Below are 19,224 nucleotides of genomic sequence, written 5' to 3' on the forward strand. Positions count from 1 at the left end.
TTAGAATCGAATCTCAGCATCTCAGAAAATCTTTTTAATCAAAATACTTAGCAATAGTGCTGTAGAATTCGTCTGGAACGAAAGGTTTAGTAATAACGTCATCCATTCCAAAAGAAAGAAGCATATCTCGGTTTTCGTCAAGCGAAATAGCGGTCAAGGCGATAACAGGAGTCGTCTTGTCAAACTCTCTAATTAATTTGGTTGCCGTAGTTCCATTGATTCCAGGAAGGTGAACATCCATCAGAATCATATCAAAACGTTTGATTTTTAGAAGCTCAACAGCATCTTCTCCATTGTCAACAATCTCGCAAGTAATGTTTTTATTTTCTAACATCTTGCGAGTAATCATTTGATTGATTTTGTTGTCTTCAATCAATAAAATAGACTTGTTTTTCAATTGTTTGTCGTTATAAGGTTTTACTTCTTCAATTGCTTCCAAAGGTTCATTATTAATTTTGAAATTTAATTTGAAGGTAAACGTCGAACCTTTACCTACTTCACTTTTTAGTTTTATTTCGCCTCCTAAAAGTTCGATTAGTTTTTTAACAATAGTAAGACCAAGACCAGTTCCTCCATATTTTCGGTTAACTTCGATAGAACCTTGCGAAAAACTTTCAAAAACAGTTTGAAGCTTATCTTCTGGAATTCCTATTCCTGTATCTACGATTTCAAAATAAACAGTCGCTGTATCATCTTCTTGCGAATATAATTTGGCAATAACATTTACGTGTCCGTTCTGAGTAAATTTTAAAGCATTGTTAATCAAATTCAAAATGATCTGAGACAGTTTAGTTGGATCTCCAATCAGATTATCTGGAATTGATTTGTCTATTTCTAAATTGAAATAGTTCTTATTAGCTGTAGCTAACTCTTTTAAAGAACTTTGAATATTAAAAAGAAGCTCTTTCAAATTAAAACTGATATTTTCTACTTCAACTTTAGTCGAATCAATTTTATTGATCTCTAAAATTTCATTGATAAAAGTGGTTAAATAATTCCCAGAAAACTTTAAAGATTCTAAGTATTTTAATTGTCTTTTCTTTGGGTTGTCTTCTAGTAAGATATGTGTAATTCCGTTAATTGCATTCAAAGGAGTTCGCAATTCATGACTTACAGTCGAAAGAAATTCAGATCTGGCTTTTGATGCTTTTTCAGCTTTGTTTTTGGCCAAAATCAACTCTTTATTTTTTTCTCGAAGCAGTAAATTGTTTTGATTTCTAATGATATTGTTTTTGTATAAAGCCAAACTCAGAAGAGATAAAATCGAGATTAAAGCAATTGCCAAAATGCTGACCAATTTTGAATAACGATACGTTTTTAGCTGAAATTTTTCCTCGCTTTCTTTTTTAATAGTATTGTTTAAAGATTGGTTTTTCTTAAATTTCTCAAATTCGTCCAAATCAATTTTTGCATTTTTTAATTTTAAAAGATAATTCTCCAGCTGATAGTGTTCGTCTAAATAAGAGTATGCCAGATCATAGTTTTTGTTTTTTCTATAATACTGGCTTATTGCCAAAACAATCTTAGATTTCTTTATAAAATCATTGCTTTTTGCATTATAATCTAAAGCTCTATCAAAGTAAATAATGGCCGAATCGTTTCTTTTTAGCTGCGTTTCAATCAAACCAAGCTGATAGTACGAATCAACTTTCGTTTTTAAGATTTCGTCATTATCTGGCTTTTTCGTGATTTTTCTAAAAGTCTTTGCTGCTTGAATAAGATCTTTATTGGTTTTTAAAGCCAATGCGATTTGATAATCTAAAACATCAGCGTGATCTTCAATTTTAAGATCTTTTAATAAATCTTGTGCTTTTGCGTAATAAACCGCCGCGGTTTTATAGTCGCCTTTAGAAGTATTAGATAATCCAATATAATGGAGGGCCAAAACTTTAGTGCAGCTTGGCTTAAGCGTATCAAATAAAGAAACCGTTTTGTGGAATTTTTTTAAAGCGTCTTCAAACTTTTGCTGATTATAAAAGATTTTACCGAGTTTGAAAGTTTGATTGGCTAAGTTTTCTTTTTTACCGTTTACCTCGCAAAAATTGATGGATTTTTGAGTAAAAAAAACAGCCTGATCGTATTTTTTATTGTTAAGGTTGGTGTTAGCCAGTTTATTGTAATAGGTAACACTATCTGTATTCTTTTTGACTTGAGAATACAAAAACGAGTTAAAAAAACAAACAACAATAAAAAGACAGTATTTCATGTATGGCAATGCATTTACAATGAACCTTATTTTTTTCTTATTAGTAAAATTAAATCGATCAATCTTGATGAATAGCCAATCTCGTTGTCATACCAGCCCACTACTTTTACCATTTTATCGATAACCGAAGTTAGCTGAGCATCAAATAAACAAGAATGTGTGTTGCCAATTACATCTACCGAAACGATCGGATCTTCTGTGTAATCTAATATTCCTTTTAAATTTGTTTTTGAGGCTTGTTTGAATGCTTTGTTTATTTCTTCAATGTTCACGGCACGCTTTACATTGAAGGTAATATCTGTTAATGAACCATCAGGAACTGGAACACGAATGCCACAGCCACCCATTTTGTTGTGCAATTTAGGAAAAATTTTTGTTAAAGCCTTAGCTGCACCAGTTGTTGTTGGAACAATTGATTGGCTGGCACCTCTCGCACGGCGTAAATCCTTATGAGGCTGGTCATGAAGACTTTGATCTGTGGTGAAAGAATGTATAGTTGTAATGTAAGCCTGTTCAATTCCGCATAATTCTTCAATGATTTTGATCATCGGAGCAGCATTATTTGTTGTACAACTTGCATTAGATACTATTGTTTCGTCTCCATTCAAAATATTTTCATTAACTCCAAGAACCACTGTTTTTATTGTTTCTACTTCTGATGGAGCAGAAAGAATTACTTTTTTTGCTCCGGCATCTAAATGCGCATTTAATTCTTCGTGCGTTTTATATTTGCCCGTAGATTCGATTACAATATCAATCGAATGCGATTTCCAATCTATATTTGAAATACTTTTTTCGTGAAAAAAGAAAAAATGCCTTCCATCTACAATAATACTATTTTCGTCATGACTTACTTCAAAAGGCAAAACACCATGTATACTGTCATATTTAATTAAATGAGACATGGTCTTATTGTCAGCAATGTCATTTATAGCAACGACTTCGATTTCAGGGTGATTTAAAAGTAAACGGAACAAATTTCTTCCAATTCTTCCAAATCCATTAATGGCAATTCTTGTTTTCAATTTTTTGTTTATTCGTTTAACTGTCTAATCGTTTAATCGGTTTTACAATTAAACAGATTAAACGATTAAACTTTTACTATAAAATATGTTTTTGTGCTTTGTATGAAGAACGAACAAGAGGTCCGCTCTCGACGTGTCTGAAACCTAAATCAAGACCGAATTTTTCATATCGGGCAAATTGTTCAGGCGTAATAAATTCTTTTACAGGAAGATGTTTTTTGCTTGGTTGCAAATATTGGCCAATAGTTACGACATCTACATTTGCATTTCGTAAGTCAGTCATGGTCTGGAAAACCTCTTCTTCAGTTTCTCCAAGACCTAGCATAATTCCAGATTTAGTTCTATTAATGCCTTTTTCTTTTAAATAACGAAGCACTTCTAAACTTCTGTCATATTTTGCCTGAATACGAACTTCACGCGTTAGACGACGTACCGTTTCCATGTTATGCGAAACCACTTCTGGATTTGCCTCTATAATACGATCTAAGTTTCTTTCAATTCCTTGAAAATCTGGAATCAAAGTTTCAAGAGTAGTTTGAGGATTCATTCTTCGGATAGCTCTAACGGTTTCCATCCAAATGATAGAACCTCCATCTTTAATATCATCTCTGTCAACGCTTGTAATTACAGCATGTTTAATATTCATTATTTTAATAGAACGAGCTACTTTTTCTGGTTCGTCCCAATCTACTGTTTCTGGTCTTCCCGTTTTTACACCGCAGAATCCGCAAGAACGTGTGCAGACATTTCCTAGAATCATAAAAGTCGCTGTTCCTTCTCCCCAACATTCACCCATATTAGGGCAGCTTCCAGAAGTACAAATGGTATTTAAACTGTATTTGTCTACTAAACCTCTAAGTTCAGTATATTTTTGTCCGATAGGTAATTTTACTTTTAACCACTTTGGTTTTGTGGCAGGTATATTTTCAGCGACTGTTTCCATATATCTATATTCAAAGCGCAAAGATACGGAATGTAGTTTATTTAGAGATGTTTATTTGCTTTTCCTTTGCATATCATGTTTGCAGAAAATATTCAAGATAATTTAGTTCAAGTGTTAATAGATTGTTTTTTAAATATATTTTGAGGTCATTTTTTTAGTTTGTATTTAATATTTTAATGCCCATTCTGATTTTTATGGAATATAAAAGTTCAGTCTTAATCTGTTATAAATTTGGCTTTTAGAGATAAAATAGAATTTCTTGTGATTCTAATTTTGCATCTAATCAAAAGTTTAAAAAAATGAAGAAGAAAATTGTAATAGGAGTTTTGTTTGCGGCTTTAGGTCTTACTAAAATGAGTGCGCAGGAAGATTCAGAAAAAAAAGAAATGTCGCTTTTTGATAAAACTATGATTGGATTAACTTTTAGCGATGCCGATGCAGTAGCGATGGCTCAAAATGCGATTGCTGAAATGGATGCAAATAATCCAGTTGCTGAAGCAACGAATGGTTATGCAATTCGATTAAATCGCTTATTTGGAAAGCATTCTTCTAGCGAAGGAGTCAATTTGAATTATAAGGTTTATTTGGTAAAAGACATAAATGCTTTTGCTTGTGCGGATGGAAGTGTTCGTGTATTTGCAGGTTTAATGGATATGATGGATGATAATGAATTGCTTGCAGTTATTGGACATGAAATTGGACATGTTGTAAATCACGATTCCAAAAATGGGATTAAGGCATTGTACAAAAAAGAAGCTTTGTTGCATGTGGCTTCATCAAAATCACAAATGATTAATGAGATTTCAAAAACTGACTTTGGGAAATTTGGAAGTAGATTCATCGATAATAGTCATACTAAAAAACAAGAATCAAAGGCTGATTTATTTGCATATGATTTTATGAAAAGAAATGGTTATGATGTTAATGCTGTAGAGTCATCTTTTAGAATTCTGCAAAAATTGAGTGAAGGATCAGACAAGTCTTTTATTTCTAGAATGGAGAGTAATCATCCTGATCCAGGTAAAAGAGCAGATGAAGCTAAAAAAAGAGCAACAAAAGATGGTTTATATAAACCTTATGTACAACAGCAAATTGTAAATACTGCACCAGTAAAAGCAACTACATCCACTGTTAAAAAGACAACGACTGCAACAAAAAAGAAATAGCCTTTTTGCAATAAATATATAACCGATAGATTCCTTAGAATCTATCGGTTTTTTTACGCAATGTTTTCTTTATGAGGTAATTATATAACTCACTAAAAATTTATATCTTTATTTGTTGAAAAACAAGTTTTGTGTGAAATTAAAATAGCATTTTGTTATGCTACATTTGTTGTTAAATCGTAATTATAAAAAACATGAAAAAGAAATTTATAATAGTAGGACTTTTATTTACAGCATTTGGTCTAACTAAAATGACTGCACAGATTAATTTTGGAGATAAAGCAATTGGCGCAGTTCAGAAAGGGGTTACTGGTTTTACTTTTAGTAATGCCGATGCGGCAAAATTATCTAAAGAAGCGGTAGATAAATTAGATGCAGAACACGAAGTTGCTGGACCTAATGATGGTTATACTTTGAGATTAAATCGAGTTTTTGGAAAACATGCATCAGGAGACGGATTTACTTTAAACTATAAAGTATATAAGCTGAAAGAAGTAAATGCTTTTGCAACTGCAGACGGAAGTGTTCGTGTTTATTCAGGATTAATGGATATCATGGATGACAATGAATTAATTGCAGTAATTGGTCATGAAATTGGACACGTTGCAAATAATGACTCAAGAGATGCTATTCGTGCGGCTTACCAAAAAGAAGCATTAATGGATGGAGCGGCTTCTCAATCGGCGACAGTGGCCACAGTCACAGATAGCCAGCTTGGAAAAATTGGAAGTGCTATTATTGACAGCAAATATAGCCGTAAACAAGAATCGGAGGCAGATTTATTTGCGTATAATTTCATGAAGAAAAATGGTTATAATGTGAACGCTGAAGAATCTGCTTTTAGAATTTTAGCAAAAATGAGCGAAGGATCTGAAGCTTCATTTATTGATCAAATGATGAGCTCGCATCCAGATTCTAAAAAGAGAGCTGATGATGCAAAAGCAAGAGCAGAAAAAGACGGTTTATATAAGCCATATGTTCAGCAGAAAATTGTAAATACAGTTCCTGTAACTACAACTAAAAAGGCTACAACAACAAAGAAAAAAACAACTACCAAAAAGAAATAGTGGCTGTTTTTTAATGTATAAAAACCCGACAGTTTTCTGTCGGGTTTCTTTTTTATCCTAAAACATGAAATGCAAGAATCTTTTGCACTTCATAAACATTCACAGATTTATTGAATTGTTTTACAATACTAGGCTGCTGCTCGCTAGAAATCCAGATTTTTAATTCGGCATCAAGATCAAAAGTTCCTGCAGTTTCTACACTGAATCTTGTAATGTTTTTATAAGCTATAGATTTGTATTCTGTTTTGCTTCCAGTGATTCCTTGAACATCAACTAGAATTAATCTTTTGTTAGTAAAAATGAAAGTATCGCGAATAAGTTTAAAACCCATTTCAATTTCTTCATTTGCAGTCAAAAGCTGTCCGTATTTTTTTAGTAAATCTTCTTGGCTTACAGAACCTGCATTGCCAAGAATAGCTGAAAATATTCCCATTTTGTTGTAGTAATTAGTTAAATAAATTGTCTTTAGAAGAAGTAAAAGTAATTGATTTTACCAATTTTTTAAGACTGATCTGAATTTAATTAAAAGCGGAATTATAGTAATTGCAAGTAAAAAAGAACCAATAAAGGAAACAATTAAGTTTCCAATATGCAAAGCTTTAGGATTTCCAATAAATCTAATGCATGAAATACCAAAAGTGAATAGCGTTACAGCACCCCAGTACAATTTGTCAATAGATATTTTGAAAGTTAAATCTTGATGAAGTTTAAGAAAAGCTATAATTATTATAATGCTTCCGATAAAAGTACTTGAGTGTTGTGCTATTTTCCAAATCGGAATTTCTATTCCAAAAACAGATATTGTATTTCTCAAAATAGCAATTTCGTTTACAAAATAACCGTGATTATGTGTAAAAGCATCCCAAAAAAGATGAGAAACAATTCCAATGATTAGAGAGATCAGTACAATAAACCATTTTTTTTTAAAGTACAGATTCCAATTAAAATCTGTGAAAATTAAAACTCTATTTTGGATAAATGAAGGAAGATTTCGAAACAAAAGATTTCGAATTATATTATGAAATATAAAAGTCAGTAGAAGTGCGAGTGGTAAATCGAACCAAAAAATACCAGCAAAAGTGTGGCTATAATCACTTTTAACTTTCATTCGCAGAAAATATTCAAAATCTGGAGTTAAGCTTCCAATTATTAAAGCCGTCGTAGAAAACCATGATTTTGATAGATACTTTAAAGGAAGGATTATTGCGGGATGCGAAAAGGTAAAAGGCATTAAAGTTGAATTTTAATTTACGAAGTTTCAATGAATTTTGACTATCGACTCATAAATTAAAGGTAAATAAAAAAGCAGAACTTAAGTTCTGCTTTTTTATGATTTATTCAACTTCCGTTTTTATTGTAATTGGAAGGTTATATGCAGTTCTTACAGCTTTTCCGTCTAAAATTCCTGGACTCCATTTTGTTTTCAAAGATTTTAAAACTCTAATGGCTTCTTTGCCCATTCCGTAACCTGGATCATTTCTAACAATAATATCTGTTAGAGATCCGTCTTTTTCAACTACGAAAGAAACATATACTTTCAATGTTTTTTCCATATCCAACTCTGGTCTGCGGAAATTGTTTCCAACATATTTGTAAAACTGCCCAATTCCACCTGGGAATTCAGGTTGTTTATCCAAAATTGCTGAAGAAAGAGGTTCTTCAATTTTAGGTGCTGTAGAGGCAGCAACGCCGCTACCATCTCCTCCTGTTGAAGGCATTACATTAACGGCAGTTCCTGTTCCGCTAATGTTTTCTACAACTGGTGCGTTTTCTGTGTTTGGAGCAATTTTGTCAACTGCTTCTTCTGGTCTTGTCACCACTGGATTAATCAATTGACTTGCATCTGTCGATTTTACTGCGCTTTGCTCAACTACTGGTGCAGGTGGAGCTGGCGGCGGAGGCACAACAGTTGGATCCATGTTTACGGGTGTAATTGGATCGTAAATCATTGGTTCGGGCTCGACTTCAACTACTGAAGGCTTAAATTTGTTAATTAGCACAGATGCGCTTCCTAAAGCCGTTAATAACAATAAACCCATAAAGAGAGCTGTGATAGAGTTTTTAGAATTCTCTTGACGTAATTGATAAGCGCCGTACTCTTTGTTTTTGTTCTCGAAAACAAGATCGGTCCACTTGTTTTCATAAATGCTTAATTTAGACATAATTTTTGGGTTTTAAGGTTAAGTAACTTTAAATCATACGCGAAAAGGTTTAGGTTTGAGCTAACAACGTGAAAGTTGTAGTTTTAGTGTTGTAGAAATATATTATTTTAAGAATAAAAATACGAATAGTGTATTATTCTTTATCTAAAGATAGTAAATTATCTATTACGTTCGATAATTTCTGCTAATAATTTTTTCGCACGCAAAAGTTTTACTTTTACACTGCTTAAAGGTTCGTCTATCTTAACAGCAATTTCCTGATAAGACATTTCTTGAAAATAACGAAGCTGAATTACTTCTTGATAGTGCGGTTTAAGTTCTTTGATGCAAAGAAGCAAACGAGAAAGATTCTGTTCCTTAATTAATGCATCTTCTGCTGATGGAGTAGGGTCGGCAATGTTGTATGCCTGTTGATCTTCGTTGTCTGTTATTTCTATAAAAAGATTGGTTTTCTTTTTTCGTAACAAATCAATGTAGACATTTTTTGCAATGGCGATAAGCCAAGTATTGAATTTAAATTCAGAATTATAAGAGGTTATCTTGTCAAAAGCTTTAGAAAAAGTTTCAATCGTGATATCTTCAGCTATAGTTTCATTTTCGGTTCTTTTAAGCATAAACGAATACACTTCATTCCAATAATGATCTAATAAAAAAGTAAAGGCGATCTGATCGCCTTTTTTTGCTTTTTCTATTTTAGAATTTATTTCCAATATACTGGTTTTGAAAAGATATTAGTTATAAAGATATTAATTTGCGTTAATATAAGTGCTATCTCAACAACTGGAAACCAAATTTTAATATCATTTTCTTTTAGTTTTCCTGCCGAACATCCAATTACTGTCCAAACAACGGTGTAACGTGTTGCTAAAATTGCTAATACGGCGATCCATTCAAATTGGAAAGCCAATAGAATAATAACTAATAAAAAGAAAAATAATTGTGAAAGGAAGAATAATCCTAACTGCATTTTGTCAAAAAACTTATAATGTTCTGCTGTAGAAATATGTCTTCTTTTTTGAGTAAACCATTCTTTGTAAGTTTTCTTAGGTTGTGAATAAGTAAAACTTTCCGGACTATAGGAAATAGTAGTGTTAGCCTTTGTTGCCGCTTGATTGATAAATAAATCATCATCTCCAGAACGAACCTGGATATGATCAATAAAACCATTTACATTGAAGAATTCGTCTTTTTTATATGACAAGTTTCGGCCTACACCCATATATGGAAGACCTATTTTTGCCCATGAAAAATATTGAATTGCAGTAAGAATCGTTTCGAAACGAATGATTTTATTTAAAAACGAACGCTCTACTTTTTCGTAACCTCCATAACCCAAAATAATAGTTTTGTTTGTCGTAAAGTGCGAAGTCATAGAAGTAATCCAATCTTTAGAAGCTGGATAACAGTCTGCATCTGTAAACAATAAATAATCTTTTTTTGCGGCTTTGATTCCAAGTGTCAAAGCATATTTTTTATTTCCCCAAAAAGCTTCATTGTTTTCAACTTTAACCAAACGAATGTTTGAGAATTCTTTTTCAAATTCTTCGAAAACTTCAAGAGTTTCATCACTTGAGGCATCGTCTATAAGAACAATTTCAAAATCAGGATAGTCTTGTTGAGCCAAAATCGGAATGTATTTTTTCACATTCTCTTCTTCATTTTTAGCACATACAATTACTGAAACAGGAAGATTTTTAGGCGTAACATGCTGCGGTTTACTAAAAGCAAACTTTCCAAAAATTCCGAGATAATAAAATAGTTGAACAACAACAATAGCAATAAAAAAGTAAAATATGTATATAAGCATCTGATTTATTTGGTGTCTATTAATTTCAAATTCTGGTGTACAAATGTACTATGAATTAGCTAATTTCAATAGCTAAAAACCGATTTACTTTCGGCATTTTGACATTTCTTTTGCAACAGCAATAGACTGAGGGTTTTCGGTTTTTTCCAATTCAGAAATAATGTTTTTATAATTATAATCGTCACGGTTTTGCGAAAGTTTTTTTGTTGCTTGAATTTCATCAATTTCTATTTCAAAACCAAATATTCCTCTTGCTTCGCGCATTGTTTTTGCAGATAAATCTTCAACTCGAACTGGGTTTTTAGAATTTGCTTCGTATTTATCAACCAATTTTTTTAATTGCTCGACTGAAGTTTCATAATCTACGATTTTGATTTTTCCATAAACATGTACGGCTATGTAATTCCAAGTTGGAACATTTTCATGATCGTACCAAGAAGAAGAAATGTAACTGTGCGGACCTGTAAAAACAGCCAAAACCTGATCGTTTTCTCTAAAACCTTCTGCTTGCGGATTTAATTTTGAAATGTGTCCTTGCAAAATCTCTTTTCCATCATTATTAAGTTCAAGTTCTATCGGGATATGTGTAGCACATAATTTTCCGTTGGTTTGATTAATCAGAATTCCGAAGCTGTTTTCTTTTAGAAAATTTCTAATTTCTTCAGGATTTTCGTTTTTATATAAATCTGGTGTGTACATTTTTTTAAGATTTAGTCAAACATTTCTAGGTTTCGATTCCTTATTGATTTTCGGCTGTGTCTTTTTGTAAAAGGAATAGATTTGAAGTTACACTTAAATATAAAATAAATATTCCGATAACAGTAAAAACAACTCCTTCAATTAAACATTGCGTTGCAAAATCATTGGAAAGCATTGTTCTGATAGGACGAAAAAGATGAGAGATTACTTCTTTTCTAAAAAATTTAAGTCTCATTAAAACATAAAGTGCTAAGGCAAGTAAAATCGTGTTTATTGAGGAAAGTTTGTTTTTCCAGTTTAAGAAGCCAATAGCTAAAATTCCGAATAATAAACCCAAAAATATCCAGACATATATATTGGGCCAAAAACTTAAAGCATCTTCTTTTGTGGGGAACAAAGTGCTCCAGTTTTTTGATTCTTGAGCATTGCAATGCTTTTTTATGCAAATAACTTTTTCAGCAGCCGTGTAAATCCTTAATTGCAGAATTCCATTAATTAGGAAAATCATCCCAAAAAATTGAATTAGTAGAACTCCAACATTTAGTTTTTTCATTAAAGTTATAATTTGATGGAAATTCCTGTTCTTAAATCACATTCACTTCGGCTTCTATATGAATGCCAAAAGTTTCAAAAACGGTTTTTTGAACTTCTTTAGAAACCGCTAAAATTTCCTGTCCAGTTGCATTTCCGTAATTCACTAGAACCAAAGCTTGATTTTTATGAACGCCTGCATCTCCAAAACGTTTTCCTTTAAAACCTGCTTGTTCAATAAGCCAACCCGCAGGAACTTTAACTTCTGTATCTGAAATTTCATAATATTTCATTTCAGGGAATTTCTGATGGATTTTCTCAAAATCAGATTTCTGTAAAATCGGATTTTTGAAGAAACTTCCGCTATTTCCCAATTCTTTAGGATCTGGTAATTTACTTTGTCTTATAGCAATTACGGCGTTACTAACATCTTTTAATGTTGGTTCTGAGATATTTTTTTTAGCCAACTCAGCCAAAATATCTCCATAAGAAGTATTGATTTTATGATTGCGTTTAGTCAGTTTAAAAACAACCGAAGTGATAATATATTGGTCTTTTACTTCATGTTTGAAAATACTTTCGCGGTATCCAAAATTACATTCAGCATTATCAAAAGTTTTCATTTCTTGAGTTGCAATATTCATAGCTTCGCAAGAAATAAAAGTATCTTTAATTTCAGTTCCATAAGCACCGATATTCTGGACTGGAGTTGTTCCTACGTTTCCAGGAATTAGCGACATATTTTCTAAACCGCCAAAATTATTGTCGATTGTCCAAAGTACGAAATCATGCCAAGTTTCTCCAGCCTGACTTTCAACCCAAACAAAATCATCGTCTTCTTTTGTGATTTTTTTGCCTTTTAAATCAATGTGAATAACCAAAGCGTCAATATCTTTGGTTAAAAGCATATTGCTTCCGCCTCCTAAAATGAACTTTTTCTCGTTTTTGTTTTCTTGTAAAATTGTCTTTAGTTCAGTAATAGAATGAACTGCAGCGAATTGTTTTGCACTGGCTTCAATGCCAAAAGTGTTATATTTTTTTAAAGAAAAATTGGATTGGATTTCCATAAATAAAAGGCTTTTTAATCTGTGTCAAAAATAGGAATTATAAGTTTTGGTTTAGCCTGTAAGGGTGTAAAGTTTATAAAAGCTTTCATTTAAAATGTGAAACTTAACAAATTTACGTTTAATCAGATTTCGTTTTTTTTGTAAGTTTGAATTAGTTTATAACAGATAATCATGTCAAAATCAATTATTAAAAACAGAATATTCTTTTTTTTAATTTTAAATGTGTTTTTATCAATTTCCTCTTTTGCTCAAAGTGACATTGTAGGGAAATGGGAAACAAGAGAAATAATTGGATATACAAATGTCGCAGAATATTCTTTAATAAAGGAAAAACAACAATATGAAGGACGTACTGTAACATTCAATTTAGATGGCACATTTTCAAGTGATGAAGCAATGCAATGTCTTAGTGATTGTTTTGCTTTTACCTCAGGAACTTATACAATGGTTGATAATGATCATATACATCTGATTGTAAAGAATATCCGTTTTGTTGGTTTGACATGTGGAATGAAAAAAACGAATAAAGAAGACTTTATTAAAGATTTGGGGATTTTTTATATTTATCAAGAAGGAGATAAAATTCGTTTAATTCCAAGTAGTGGAGTTTTGCAGGATGATAGAGATGAAATGCTGTATACTCAAATGGCCAATAATTTTTACAAAGAATGGAGAAAGTATGATTATGTATGGCAAAATACAAATGGAAATAATCAGCAAGAAATTATAAACGATTGTATTGATTCTAAAAAACAGATTGATTTATCTAATTGCAAAGTTGTTTTTTCTACAAAAAGAGATTTAGAAGAATTTCTAATTTTAAAGGATGATAAAGAATTTCATTATGTAATTTATGATTCTCATAATAAAAAAGTCTCTTTAGCGTATCCAAAAAATAGAGGCTAAGAATTTAAAAGCAAAAAGTTTACAGTTTGTTTAGCGTTCTATTTTGTAAATCAAGCAACTCATGATATTTCTCTGAAATAACCTTCATGTTAACGTCATAATTCGCATTTTCCTCCACAAATTCCCTGTTTCGAATAATCGCTTCATTTCGCAATTCGGGATTTTCAAAAGACCAGATTAATTCTTCGGCTAGCATTTCGATATTATCAATTTCAATTAATTGACCGTTTTCGCGATGCGTAATCCAGCTTTGATTTCCAGGAATGTCAGAAACAATAGGAAAACAATTAGAAGCCATTGCTTCAAACAAAGACGCAGAAACGCCTTCGGTAATTGGCATACTGATATAAATATTCGATTGCTGTAATAATTTTGGAAGTTCCGTATTCGGAATTCTTCCTGTAAAAATCACTTTGTTTTCTATTTGAAGTTCTTTGGCTAAATCTTTCAAAAACTGTAATCTTGTTCCATCGCCAACAATTGTCAGAGAAAAATCAATTCCTTTTTGGTTTAAAATTCCGAAAGCTTTTAGAATAGAATCATGTCGATATTCTGGCTGAAGCGAACGTGTAACAATTGCTTCAATTTTATTTGAATTATTAGTAGAAGGAGTAAAAAGAGATAAGTCAATTCCTTTTGGAAGTATTAAAACTTTATTCATATCAACACCAGTTGCTTTCATGTGAATTGCCATTACTGGCCCCCAAGCATGAATTAAATGTGCTTTCTTAAAAGCATATTTCTGAATGAATTTTTTATAAGGATATAAAACTGAAGTTTCAGGCCATAAATCGGTTCGACCTTGTTGCGCAATCGCAATGGTTTTAGATCCAGATAATGCAGCAAGAAAACCGTAACTGGTTGTTCTTTCTGCAATAACCATATCTGGTTTTTCTTTTCTGATTATTTTTTGAATAGAAAAAGGAGCAAAGAAGTACTCTAAAATGCGTTTAAATCTTTGATTATTTGGAGTCTGAAGTTCCCAAGTAATTATTTCAAAATCTCCAAATTCTTTCAGACCTTTCATCCAAGTAATGGCGTCAGCACGGTAAGATTCTCCAAGAAAAAGTATTTTCCTATTCATTATAAAAGTTTTTTCGCCACGAATTCACGAATTAATTTTGAATAATCCGTGAATTCGTGGCGATTTTTTTTTATCTCTAAAATTCTTCAGTATCTAAAGCGCGGTTGATGAATTCGTTTAGAGGTTTTAAAGCAATAAGTTTTTGGCTCATTTTCTTTACAAAATCTTTCTCCATCACTTCAGAGACATTATAAACTTGAGTTGCCGTAAAACTTTTCAATTTTAAAAACTCAATTGCTGGATGGTCTTTTTCGTAACCGCGAGGCATGCTTTTAAGCGAATTGTTTTCGTTTACATCTAAACTTCCAAATTCTTTTTTGAAGTTTTTGTCGTTTAAAATTTCCTGTAAATCATCATAGAAAAAAGCAATTTCTTTACGAACTTTTTTTAAGTCTTCCGCTTCAGGCGAATAAAATCCACCGGCGATAAAACTTGCGCCTTTCTCAATATGAACATAATATCCGGCACGGTTCAAACCTTTTGTTCCGCCAGACATCCAGATCCCTAAATGTGCTTTGTATGGCGATTTGTCTTTAGAAAAACGAATATCACGGTTAATTCTGAAAGTACAGTTTTTAACTTCCAATAATTCTAATGAAGAATCAAGCGGCTTCATGGCGTCAAGAAAATCATTTACCAATTGATGATAATCTTTCTTGAAAACTTCATATCTCTTTTTATTTTCCTGAAACCATTCTCGATTGTTGTTTTTTCTTAAATCGTCTAAAAATTGCAATGATTCTTTCGTTAGCATATTCCTTAATATTTATTGCAGTTGTTTCTTTTAAATTTCACCTAGGCTAATTTACTGATTTCTATTTTGGGATTAACCCTTAAAACTGATACAAATTGTACCATTTTTCAAGACTTATAAATTAAAGATTTTATAAGTCTGATGCGTCGATTTTACAATTGCTTCGGTTCTTTCGGGATGTGTGTCTGAAATAAAAAGCTGTCCAAATGTCTCGCTATTTACCATTTCTACAATCTTGGCAACACGTGTTTCATCCAATTTGTCAAAAATATCATCGAACAAAAGAATAGGCTTTACACCACTTTGTTTTTTCAAAAATTCAAATTGGGCCAGTTTTAAAGCAATTAGGAAAGATTTCTGTTGTCCTTGGGATCCGAATTTTTTTATTGGATGCGAATCAATTTCAAAAGACAAATCATCTTTATGAGTTCCAACAGTTGTATAATGTAGCGCTCGGTCTTTATTGATATTTTCTTGCAAAAGCGTTAAAAGGTCTTTTTCGAACAAATGACTTTCATAAACCAACTGAACCTTTTCCTCAGATCCTGTTATTGCTTGATGATGTCTATTAAATATAGGTATAAACTGCTCGAGAAAATCTTTTCGTTTTTCAAAAATAGATTTTCCGTAACCTTGCAATTGTTCATTATATATAGACAAGGTGTCGTTGTCAAAAACATGATTTAAGGCAAAATATTTCAAAAGAGCATTTCGCTGCGTAATCACTTTTTGATAATTTATCAATTCATGCAAATAAGTAGAATCTAATTGCGAAATCACGCTGTCCATGAATTTACGGCGCGTTTCGCTTCCTTCAACGATCAGATCTCTATCTGCGGGCGAAATAATAACTAACGGAATAAAGCCAATATGATCGGAGAATTTGTCATAAGGTTTTCCATTTCGTTTTAAAACCTTTTTTTGTCCCTTTTTTAAACTGCAGACAATTTGTTCGGTTCTCTCTTTTTTTTCCAGTTCGGCATCAATCACAAAAAACTCTTCGCCGTGTTTGATGTTTTGGACGGCAAGCGGATTAAAATAGCTTTTTCCGTAAGCTAAATGATAAATAGCATCAAGCACATTGGTTTTGCCAATACCATTTTTTCCTACAAAGCAATTGATCTTGATGTCGAAATCAAAAGTGGCTTCGGAAAAGTTTTTATAATTAAATAATGAGATTTTATTTAAATGCATTTTTCAGGACTCCTTGTGTAAAATTTTCACCGTATTAGGGAAGTGCAAATTTGAGGGTGCAAATTACCGAAAATTATCGATATAATTGGCTTTACGGTATTCTTGAGCCAATTTATTTTCACGCTTTCGCGGAAGGACAAGAGAATCCCGAAAATATTTTTTTTAAAATAGTGATAAAATTGATTTTTTTTGCCTCAGTTTCAAGAAAAATTTTATTTTTGCCGTTCACTAAATAATTTTTAAATGGCAACTTACAATAAAAGAGGATATAAGACACCAAAAGAAAAGGAAGTAAAAGAAGTTACTGAAGAACAACAAGTAGTTATTGACGAAAAAGACAGTACAACAGCTGGAGTTTTCTCAAAATTAGACGAAACAGCTTCAAGAACTGAGGATTGGGTGGCTAAAAATCAAAAAATCATTATTGGTTTAGTGGCTGGTATTGCTGTTGCTACAATTGGATATTTGGCTTACCAAAAATTCATTGCAACTCCTAAACAAGAAGAAGCTGCAAGCGAAATGTTTGTTGCTCAACAAAATTTTGAAAAAGCTGTAAATGGTGTTTCTAGCGATTCATTATTCAAATTATCATTAAACGGTTCAGAAGGTAAATTCGGATTTATTAAAATCGCTGACGAATATTCTGGAACTGATGCTGGAAATTTAGCAAACTACTATGCTGGTATCGCTTACTTAAATACTGGTAAATATGATGAGGCAATTAAATATTTAGGTGAATTTAAATCTGAAGACGTTATCTTAAGCGCTTTAGCTAAAGGTGCAACTGGAGATGCTTACTCTCAAAAAAATCAGCAAAAAGAAGCTCTTGATTTTTATGTGAAAGCTGCTGAGTCTAACAAAAACGATTTTACAAGACCTCGTTTCTTATTAAAAGCAGGAAAAACTGCTTTAGCTTTAGGACAAAAAGAAGATGCATTGAAATATTTCAATGACATTAAAGATAATTATGACAGTACTCCAGAAGCGGCATCTGTTGATGCTTTGATTGGATTAGCGCAATAAAAATTTTAGACTTTAGATTTAAGATTGTAGATTTGTAGTTACGAATCTATCCCGAGGCTTCGGGACGAAAATCAAAAATCTAAAATATTACAGATGGCTACTGAAAATAAAAATCTATCAGAATACGATAAAAACACAATCCCAAACGCGAAAGACTTTCGGTTTGGGATTGTTGTTTCTGAATGGAATGATACTATAACGGAAGGACTTTATAATGGTGCTTTTGACGCATTAGTTGATTGCGACGTTCCTGCTCAACAAATTATTCGTTGGAATGTTCCAGGAAGTTTTGAGTTGATCTACGGAGCTAAAAAAATGCTTCAAACACAAAACGTTGACGCAGTTATCGTAATCGGATGTGTGATTCAAGGAGAAACCAAACATTTTGATTTTGTTTGCGAAGGTGTTACGCAAGGAATTAAAGATTTGAATGTTCAAACAGATATTCCAGTTATATTCTGTGTTTTAACAGATAATAATATGCAACAGTCAATTGATAGAAGTGGGGGAGTTCACGGAAACAAAGGAACTGAAGCCGCAATTGCAGCAATTAAAATGGCTTATATTCGTCAGCAAGCTTCAATATCTCATGCTTTCAATCAGCCTTTATTGACTTCTGGGGCATTGCAAATTGAAGATTCTCCTAGAAAAATTGAAAACGAATAAAACACATTTGTTTTAAAAATATTAAAACCTATACTGTGTCACAATAGTATAGGTTTTTTTATGCTTTTTTTGTGATTTGCCAAGAATTAACTGCTTAAGAACTGTATTACATTTGAATTAATGTAAAATTCCATTTTTATGAAAAAAAGTTTACTTCTAATTCTTTTTCTTTCGTTTTTTTGTGCGAATTATGCTCAAGATAAAATCAATCAAAGTTTAAAAATCGAGCTAGATTCAATTATGAAATCGGATCAATTGCTTAGAGAGTATGTTTCTGTAAAATCTGAAACAAGAAAAGAAGAAATTATTAAAGAAGCCGGATATGCGAATGATCCATCTTTTAAAAATAGAATTTGGCTGATTATGAAAACTCAGGATTCTATTAATTTAATAAAGATTGAAAAAATCATTACAGAATTTGGTTACCCTGGAAAAACTTTGGTTGGAGAACCTACAAATGTTGCTGCTTTTTATGTGATTCAGCACAGTTCTGAAATAGCTCAATATTTGCCTTTGATTGAACAAGCGGCTAAAAAAGGTGAAATATCTTTTACTCGTTTTGCAATGATGAAGGATCGATATTTAACTCAGCAGGGAAAAGAACAAATTTACGGAACACAAATACAAGGTAAATTAAGAACAAATCCAGAAACAAATCGCAAAGAATTTTTCTATTATTTTTCTCCAATGGAAGATCCATCAAAAGTTAATAAACGCCGAAAAAAGGCAGGTTTTGAGACTACAATTGAAGAATATGCTAAGGAAATGGATGTTGAATACAAAGTTTATACACTGGATGAAATTAAGAAAATGAATTAATTTTTTTTGACTTAACAGCAATCATTCTGTTTTATAGACTGTTGTAGTTTTTGTTTTTTTTATGATACTACTTATTCTAAAAGCCAAGAGAAATTTATTAAATTT

The 19,224-nt window shown here is 31.9% G+C and carries 20 protein-coding genes; 6 read left to right on the forward strand and 14 right to left on the reverse strand.

Translation table 11 applies throughout. From position 1 onward, the window contains the following. Positions 1-34: 34 nt before the first annotated feature. The 3 genes from OD917_RS04145 to lipA all read right to left on the reverse strand — a co-directional run bounded on the left by OD917_RS04145 (position 35) and on the right by lipA (position 4,174). Positions 35-2,206, reverse strand: a complete 2,172-nt coding sequence (locus tag OD917_RS04145) for an ATP-binding protein (protein WP_263522270.1) — start codon at positions 2,204-2,206, stop codon at positions 35-37. Positions 2,207-2,232: 26 nt separating this feature from the next. After that, positions 2,233-3,231, reverse strand: a complete 999-nt coding sequence (gene gap, locus OD917_RS04150) for a type I glyceraldehyde-3-phosphate dehydrogenase (protein ID WP_263522271.1) — start codon at positions 3,229-3,231, stop codon at positions 2,233-2,235. 76 nt (positions 3,232-3,307) lie between these two features. Next, positions 3,308-4,174 (reverse strand): lipoyl synthase, encoded by an 867-nt coding sequence (gene lipA, locus OD917_RS04155; protein ID WP_263522272.1) that lies wholly within the window; start codon positions 4,172-4,174, stop codon positions 3,308-3,310. A 299-nt stretch (positions 4,175-4,473) separates the two neighbouring features. On the opposite strand from lipA, the gene OD917_RS04160 reads away from it, so the two are divergent. Then, a complete protein-coding gene (locus OD917_RS04160) occupies positions 4,474-5,340 on the forward strand; it encodes a M48 family metalloprotease (protein ID WP_263522273.1) in 867 nt (288 codons plus the stop codon). A gap of 194 nt (positions 5,341-5,534) precedes the next feature. Beyond that, the gene (locus OD917_RS04165) at positions 5,535-6,407 is read left to right on the forward strand and encodes a M48 family metalloprotease (protein ID WP_263522274.1); all 873 of its coding nucleotides are present in this window, start codon (positions 5,535-5,537) and stop codon (positions 6,405-6,407) included. 52 nt (positions 6,408-6,459) lie between these two features. Here OD917_RS04165 and OD917_RS04170 read toward each other — a convergent pair whose 3' ends face one another. The 8 genes from OD917_RS04170 to murB form a co-directional block, all read right to left on the reverse strand. Continuing rightward, positions 6,460-6,840, reverse strand: coding sequence for a PH domain-containing protein (locus OD917_RS04170; protein WP_111285682.1), 381 nt, complete (start codon positions 6,838-6,840; stop codon positions 6,460-6,462). Positions 6,841-6,897: 57 nt separating this feature from the next. Beyond that, positions 6,898-7,638, reverse strand: a complete 741-nt coding sequence (locus OD917_RS04175) for a DUF4184 family protein (protein WP_263522275.1) — start codon at positions 7,636-7,638, stop codon at positions 6,898-6,900. Positions 7,639-7,741: 103 nt separating this feature from the next. After that, positions 7,742-8,569 (reverse strand): energy transducer TonB, encoded by an 828-nt coding sequence (locus tag OD917_RS04180; protein WP_263522277.1) that lies wholly within the window; start codon positions 8,567-8,569, stop codon positions 7,742-7,744. Positions 8,570-8,727: 158 nt separating this feature from the next. Next, on the reverse strand, positions 8,728-9,279 hold the full coding sequence (locus OD917_RS04185; protein WP_111285686.1) for an RNA polymerase sigma factor: 552 nt from the start codon (positions 9,277-9,279) through the stop codon (positions 8,728-8,730). Continuing rightward, positions 9,270-10,376, reverse strand: coding sequence for a glycosyltransferase (locus tag OD917_RS04190; protein WP_263522279.1), 1,107 nt, complete (start codon positions 10,374-10,376; stop codon positions 9,270-9,272). The genes OD917_RS04185 and OD917_RS04190 overlap by 10 nt, the downstream gene beginning before the upstream one ends. Before the next feature lie 84 nt (positions 10,377-10,460). Further along, positions 10,461-11,075 (reverse strand): FMN-binding negative transcriptional regulator, encoded by a 615-nt coding sequence (locus tag OD917_RS04195; RefSeq protein ID WP_263522280.1) that lies wholly within the window; start codon positions 11,073-11,075, stop codon positions 10,461-10,463. Between the two features lie 40 nt (positions 11,076-11,115). Next, on the reverse strand, positions 11,116-11,628 hold the full coding sequence (locus OD917_RS04200) for a hypothetical protein (RefSeq protein WP_263522281.1): 513 nt from the start codon (positions 11,626-11,628) through the stop codon (positions 11,116-11,118). A gap of 31 nt (positions 11,629-11,659) precedes the next feature. After that, on the reverse strand, positions 11,660-12,673 hold the full coding sequence (gene murB / locus OD917_RS04205; protein WP_263522282.1) for a UDP-N-acetylmuramate dehydrogenase: 1,014 nt from the start codon (positions 12,671-12,673) through the stop codon (positions 11,660-11,662). Between the two features lie 171 nt (positions 12,674-12,844). Between murB and OD917_RS04210 the strand changes: the two genes are divergently transcribed. After that, positions 12,845-13,579, forward strand: coding sequence for a hypothetical protein (locus OD917_RS04210; RefSeq protein ID WP_263522285.1), 735 nt, complete (start codon positions 12,845-12,847; stop codon positions 13,577-13,579). Between the two features lie 19 nt (positions 13,580-13,598). Here OD917_RS04210 and OD917_RS04215 read toward each other — a convergent pair whose 3' ends face one another. The 3 genes from OD917_RS04215 to recF form a co-directional block, all read right to left on the reverse strand. Beyond that, on the reverse strand, positions 13,599-14,663 hold the full coding sequence (locus tag OD917_RS04215) for a glycosyltransferase (protein ID WP_263522286.1): 1,065 nt from the start codon (positions 14,661-14,663) through the stop codon (positions 13,599-13,601). A gap of 76 nt (positions 14,664-14,739) precedes the next feature. Further along, entirely contained in the window at positions 14,740-15,417 is a 678-nt protein-coding gene (locus OD917_RS04220) for a DUF2461 domain-containing protein (RefSeq protein WP_263522287.1), read from the reverse strand. 114 nt (positions 15,418-15,531) lie between these two features. Beyond that, the gene (recF, locus tag OD917_RS04225; RefSeq protein WP_263522288.1) at positions 15,532-16,611 is read right to left on the reverse strand and encodes a DNA replication/repair protein RecF; all 1,080 of its coding nucleotides are present in this window, start codon (positions 16,609-16,611) and stop codon (positions 15,532-15,534) included. A 243-nt stretch (positions 16,612-16,854) separates the two neighbouring features. On the opposite strand from recF, the gene OD917_RS04230 reads away from it, so the two are divergent. From OD917_RS04230 to OD917_RS04240, 3 genes are all read left to right on the forward strand, one after another. Beyond that, positions 16,855-17,634 (forward strand): tetratricopeptide repeat protein, encoded by a 780-nt coding sequence (locus OD917_RS04230; RefSeq protein WP_263522289.1) that lies wholly within the window; start codon positions 16,855-16,857, stop codon positions 17,632-17,634. A gap of 93 nt (positions 17,635-17,727) precedes the next feature. Continuing rightward, complete coding sequence (gene ribH, locus OD917_RS04235) at positions 17,728-18,300, forward strand: 6,7-dimethyl-8-ribityllumazine synthase (RefSeq protein ID WP_179007973.1); 573 nt, start codon at positions 17,728-17,730, stop codon at positions 18,298-18,300. 138 nt (positions 18,301-18,438) lie between these two features. Next, positions 18,439-19,119 (forward strand): DUF6624 domain-containing protein, encoded by a 681-nt coding sequence (locus OD917_RS04240; RefSeq protein WP_263522290.1) that lies wholly within the window; start codon positions 18,439-18,441, stop codon positions 19,117-19,119. Positions 19,120-19,224 lie beyond the last annotated feature (105 nt).

It is taken from the genome of Flavobacterium sp. SH_e (assembly GCF_025717045.1).
GTDB lineage: Bacteria > Bacteroidota > Bacteroidia > Flavobacteriales > Flavobacteriaceae > Flavobacterium.

Coding starts and splice junctions, on each gene's coding strand:
- OD917_RS04230 (WP_263522289.1), top strand. CDS start 16,855: ATGGCAACTTACAATAAAAGAGGATATAAGACACCAAAAGAAAAGGAA.
- ribH (WP_179007973.1), top strand. CDS start 17,728: ATGGCTACTGAAAATAAAAATCTATCAGAATACGATAAAAACACAATC.
- OD917_RS04215 (WP_263522286.1), bottom strand. CDS start 14,663: ATGAATAGGAAAATACTTTTTCTTGGAGAATCTTACCGTGCTGACGCC.
- OD917_RS04145 (WP_263522270.1), bottom strand. CDS start 2,206: ATGAAATACTGTCTTTTTATTGTTGTTTGTTTTTTTAACTCGTTTTTG.
- OD917_RS04165 (WP_263522274.1), top strand. CDS start 5,535: ATGAAAAAGAAATTTATAATAGTAGGACTTTTATTTACAGCATTTGGT.
- OD917_RS04220 (WP_263522287.1), bottom strand. CDS start 15,417: ATGCTAACGAAAGAATCATTGCAATTTTTAGACGATTTAAGAAAAAAC.
- OD917_RS04200 (WP_263522281.1), bottom strand. CDS start 11,628: ATGAAAAAACTAAATGTTGGAGTTCTACTAATTCAATTTTTTGGGATG.
- recF (WP_263522288.1), bottom strand. CDS start 16,611: ATGCATTTAAATAAAATCTCATTATTTAATTATAAAAACTTTTCCGAA.
- OD917_RS04170 (WP_111285682.1), bottom strand. CDS start 6,840: ATGGGAATATTTTCAGCTATTCTTGGCAATGCAGGTTCTGTAAGCCAA.
- murB (WP_263522282.1), bottom strand. CDS start 12,673: ATGGAAATCCAATCCAATTTTTCTTTAAAAAAATATAACACTTTTGGC.
- OD917_RS04175 (WP_263522275.1), bottom strand. CDS start 7,638: ATGCCTTTTACCTTTTCGCATCCCGCAATAATCCTTCCTTTAAAGTAT.
- OD917_RS04195 (WP_263522280.1), bottom strand. CDS start 11,075: ATGTACACACCAGATTTATATAAAAACGAAAATCCTGAAGAAATTAGA.
- lipA (WP_263522272.1), bottom strand. CDS start 4,174: ATGGAAACAGTCGCTGAAAATATACCTGCCACAAAACCAAAGTGGTTA.
- OD917_RS04240 (WP_263522290.1), top strand. CDS start 18,439: ATGAAAAAAAGTTTACTTCTAATTCTTTTTCTTTCGTTTTTTTGTGCG.
- OD917_RS04210 (WP_263522285.1), top strand. CDS start 12,845: ATGTCAAAATCAATTATTAAAAACAGAATATTCTTTTTTTTAATTTTA.
- OD917_RS04180 (WP_263522277.1), bottom strand. CDS start 8,569: ATGTCTAAATTAAGCATTTATGAAAACAAGTGGACCGATCTTGTTTTC.
- OD917_RS04160 (WP_263522273.1), top strand. CDS start 4,474: ATGAAGAAGAAAATTGTAATAGGAGTTTTGTTTGCGGCTTTAGGTCTT.
- OD917_RS04190 (WP_263522279.1), bottom strand. CDS start 10,376: ATGCTTATATACATATTTTACTTTTTTATTGCTATTGTTGTTGTTCAA.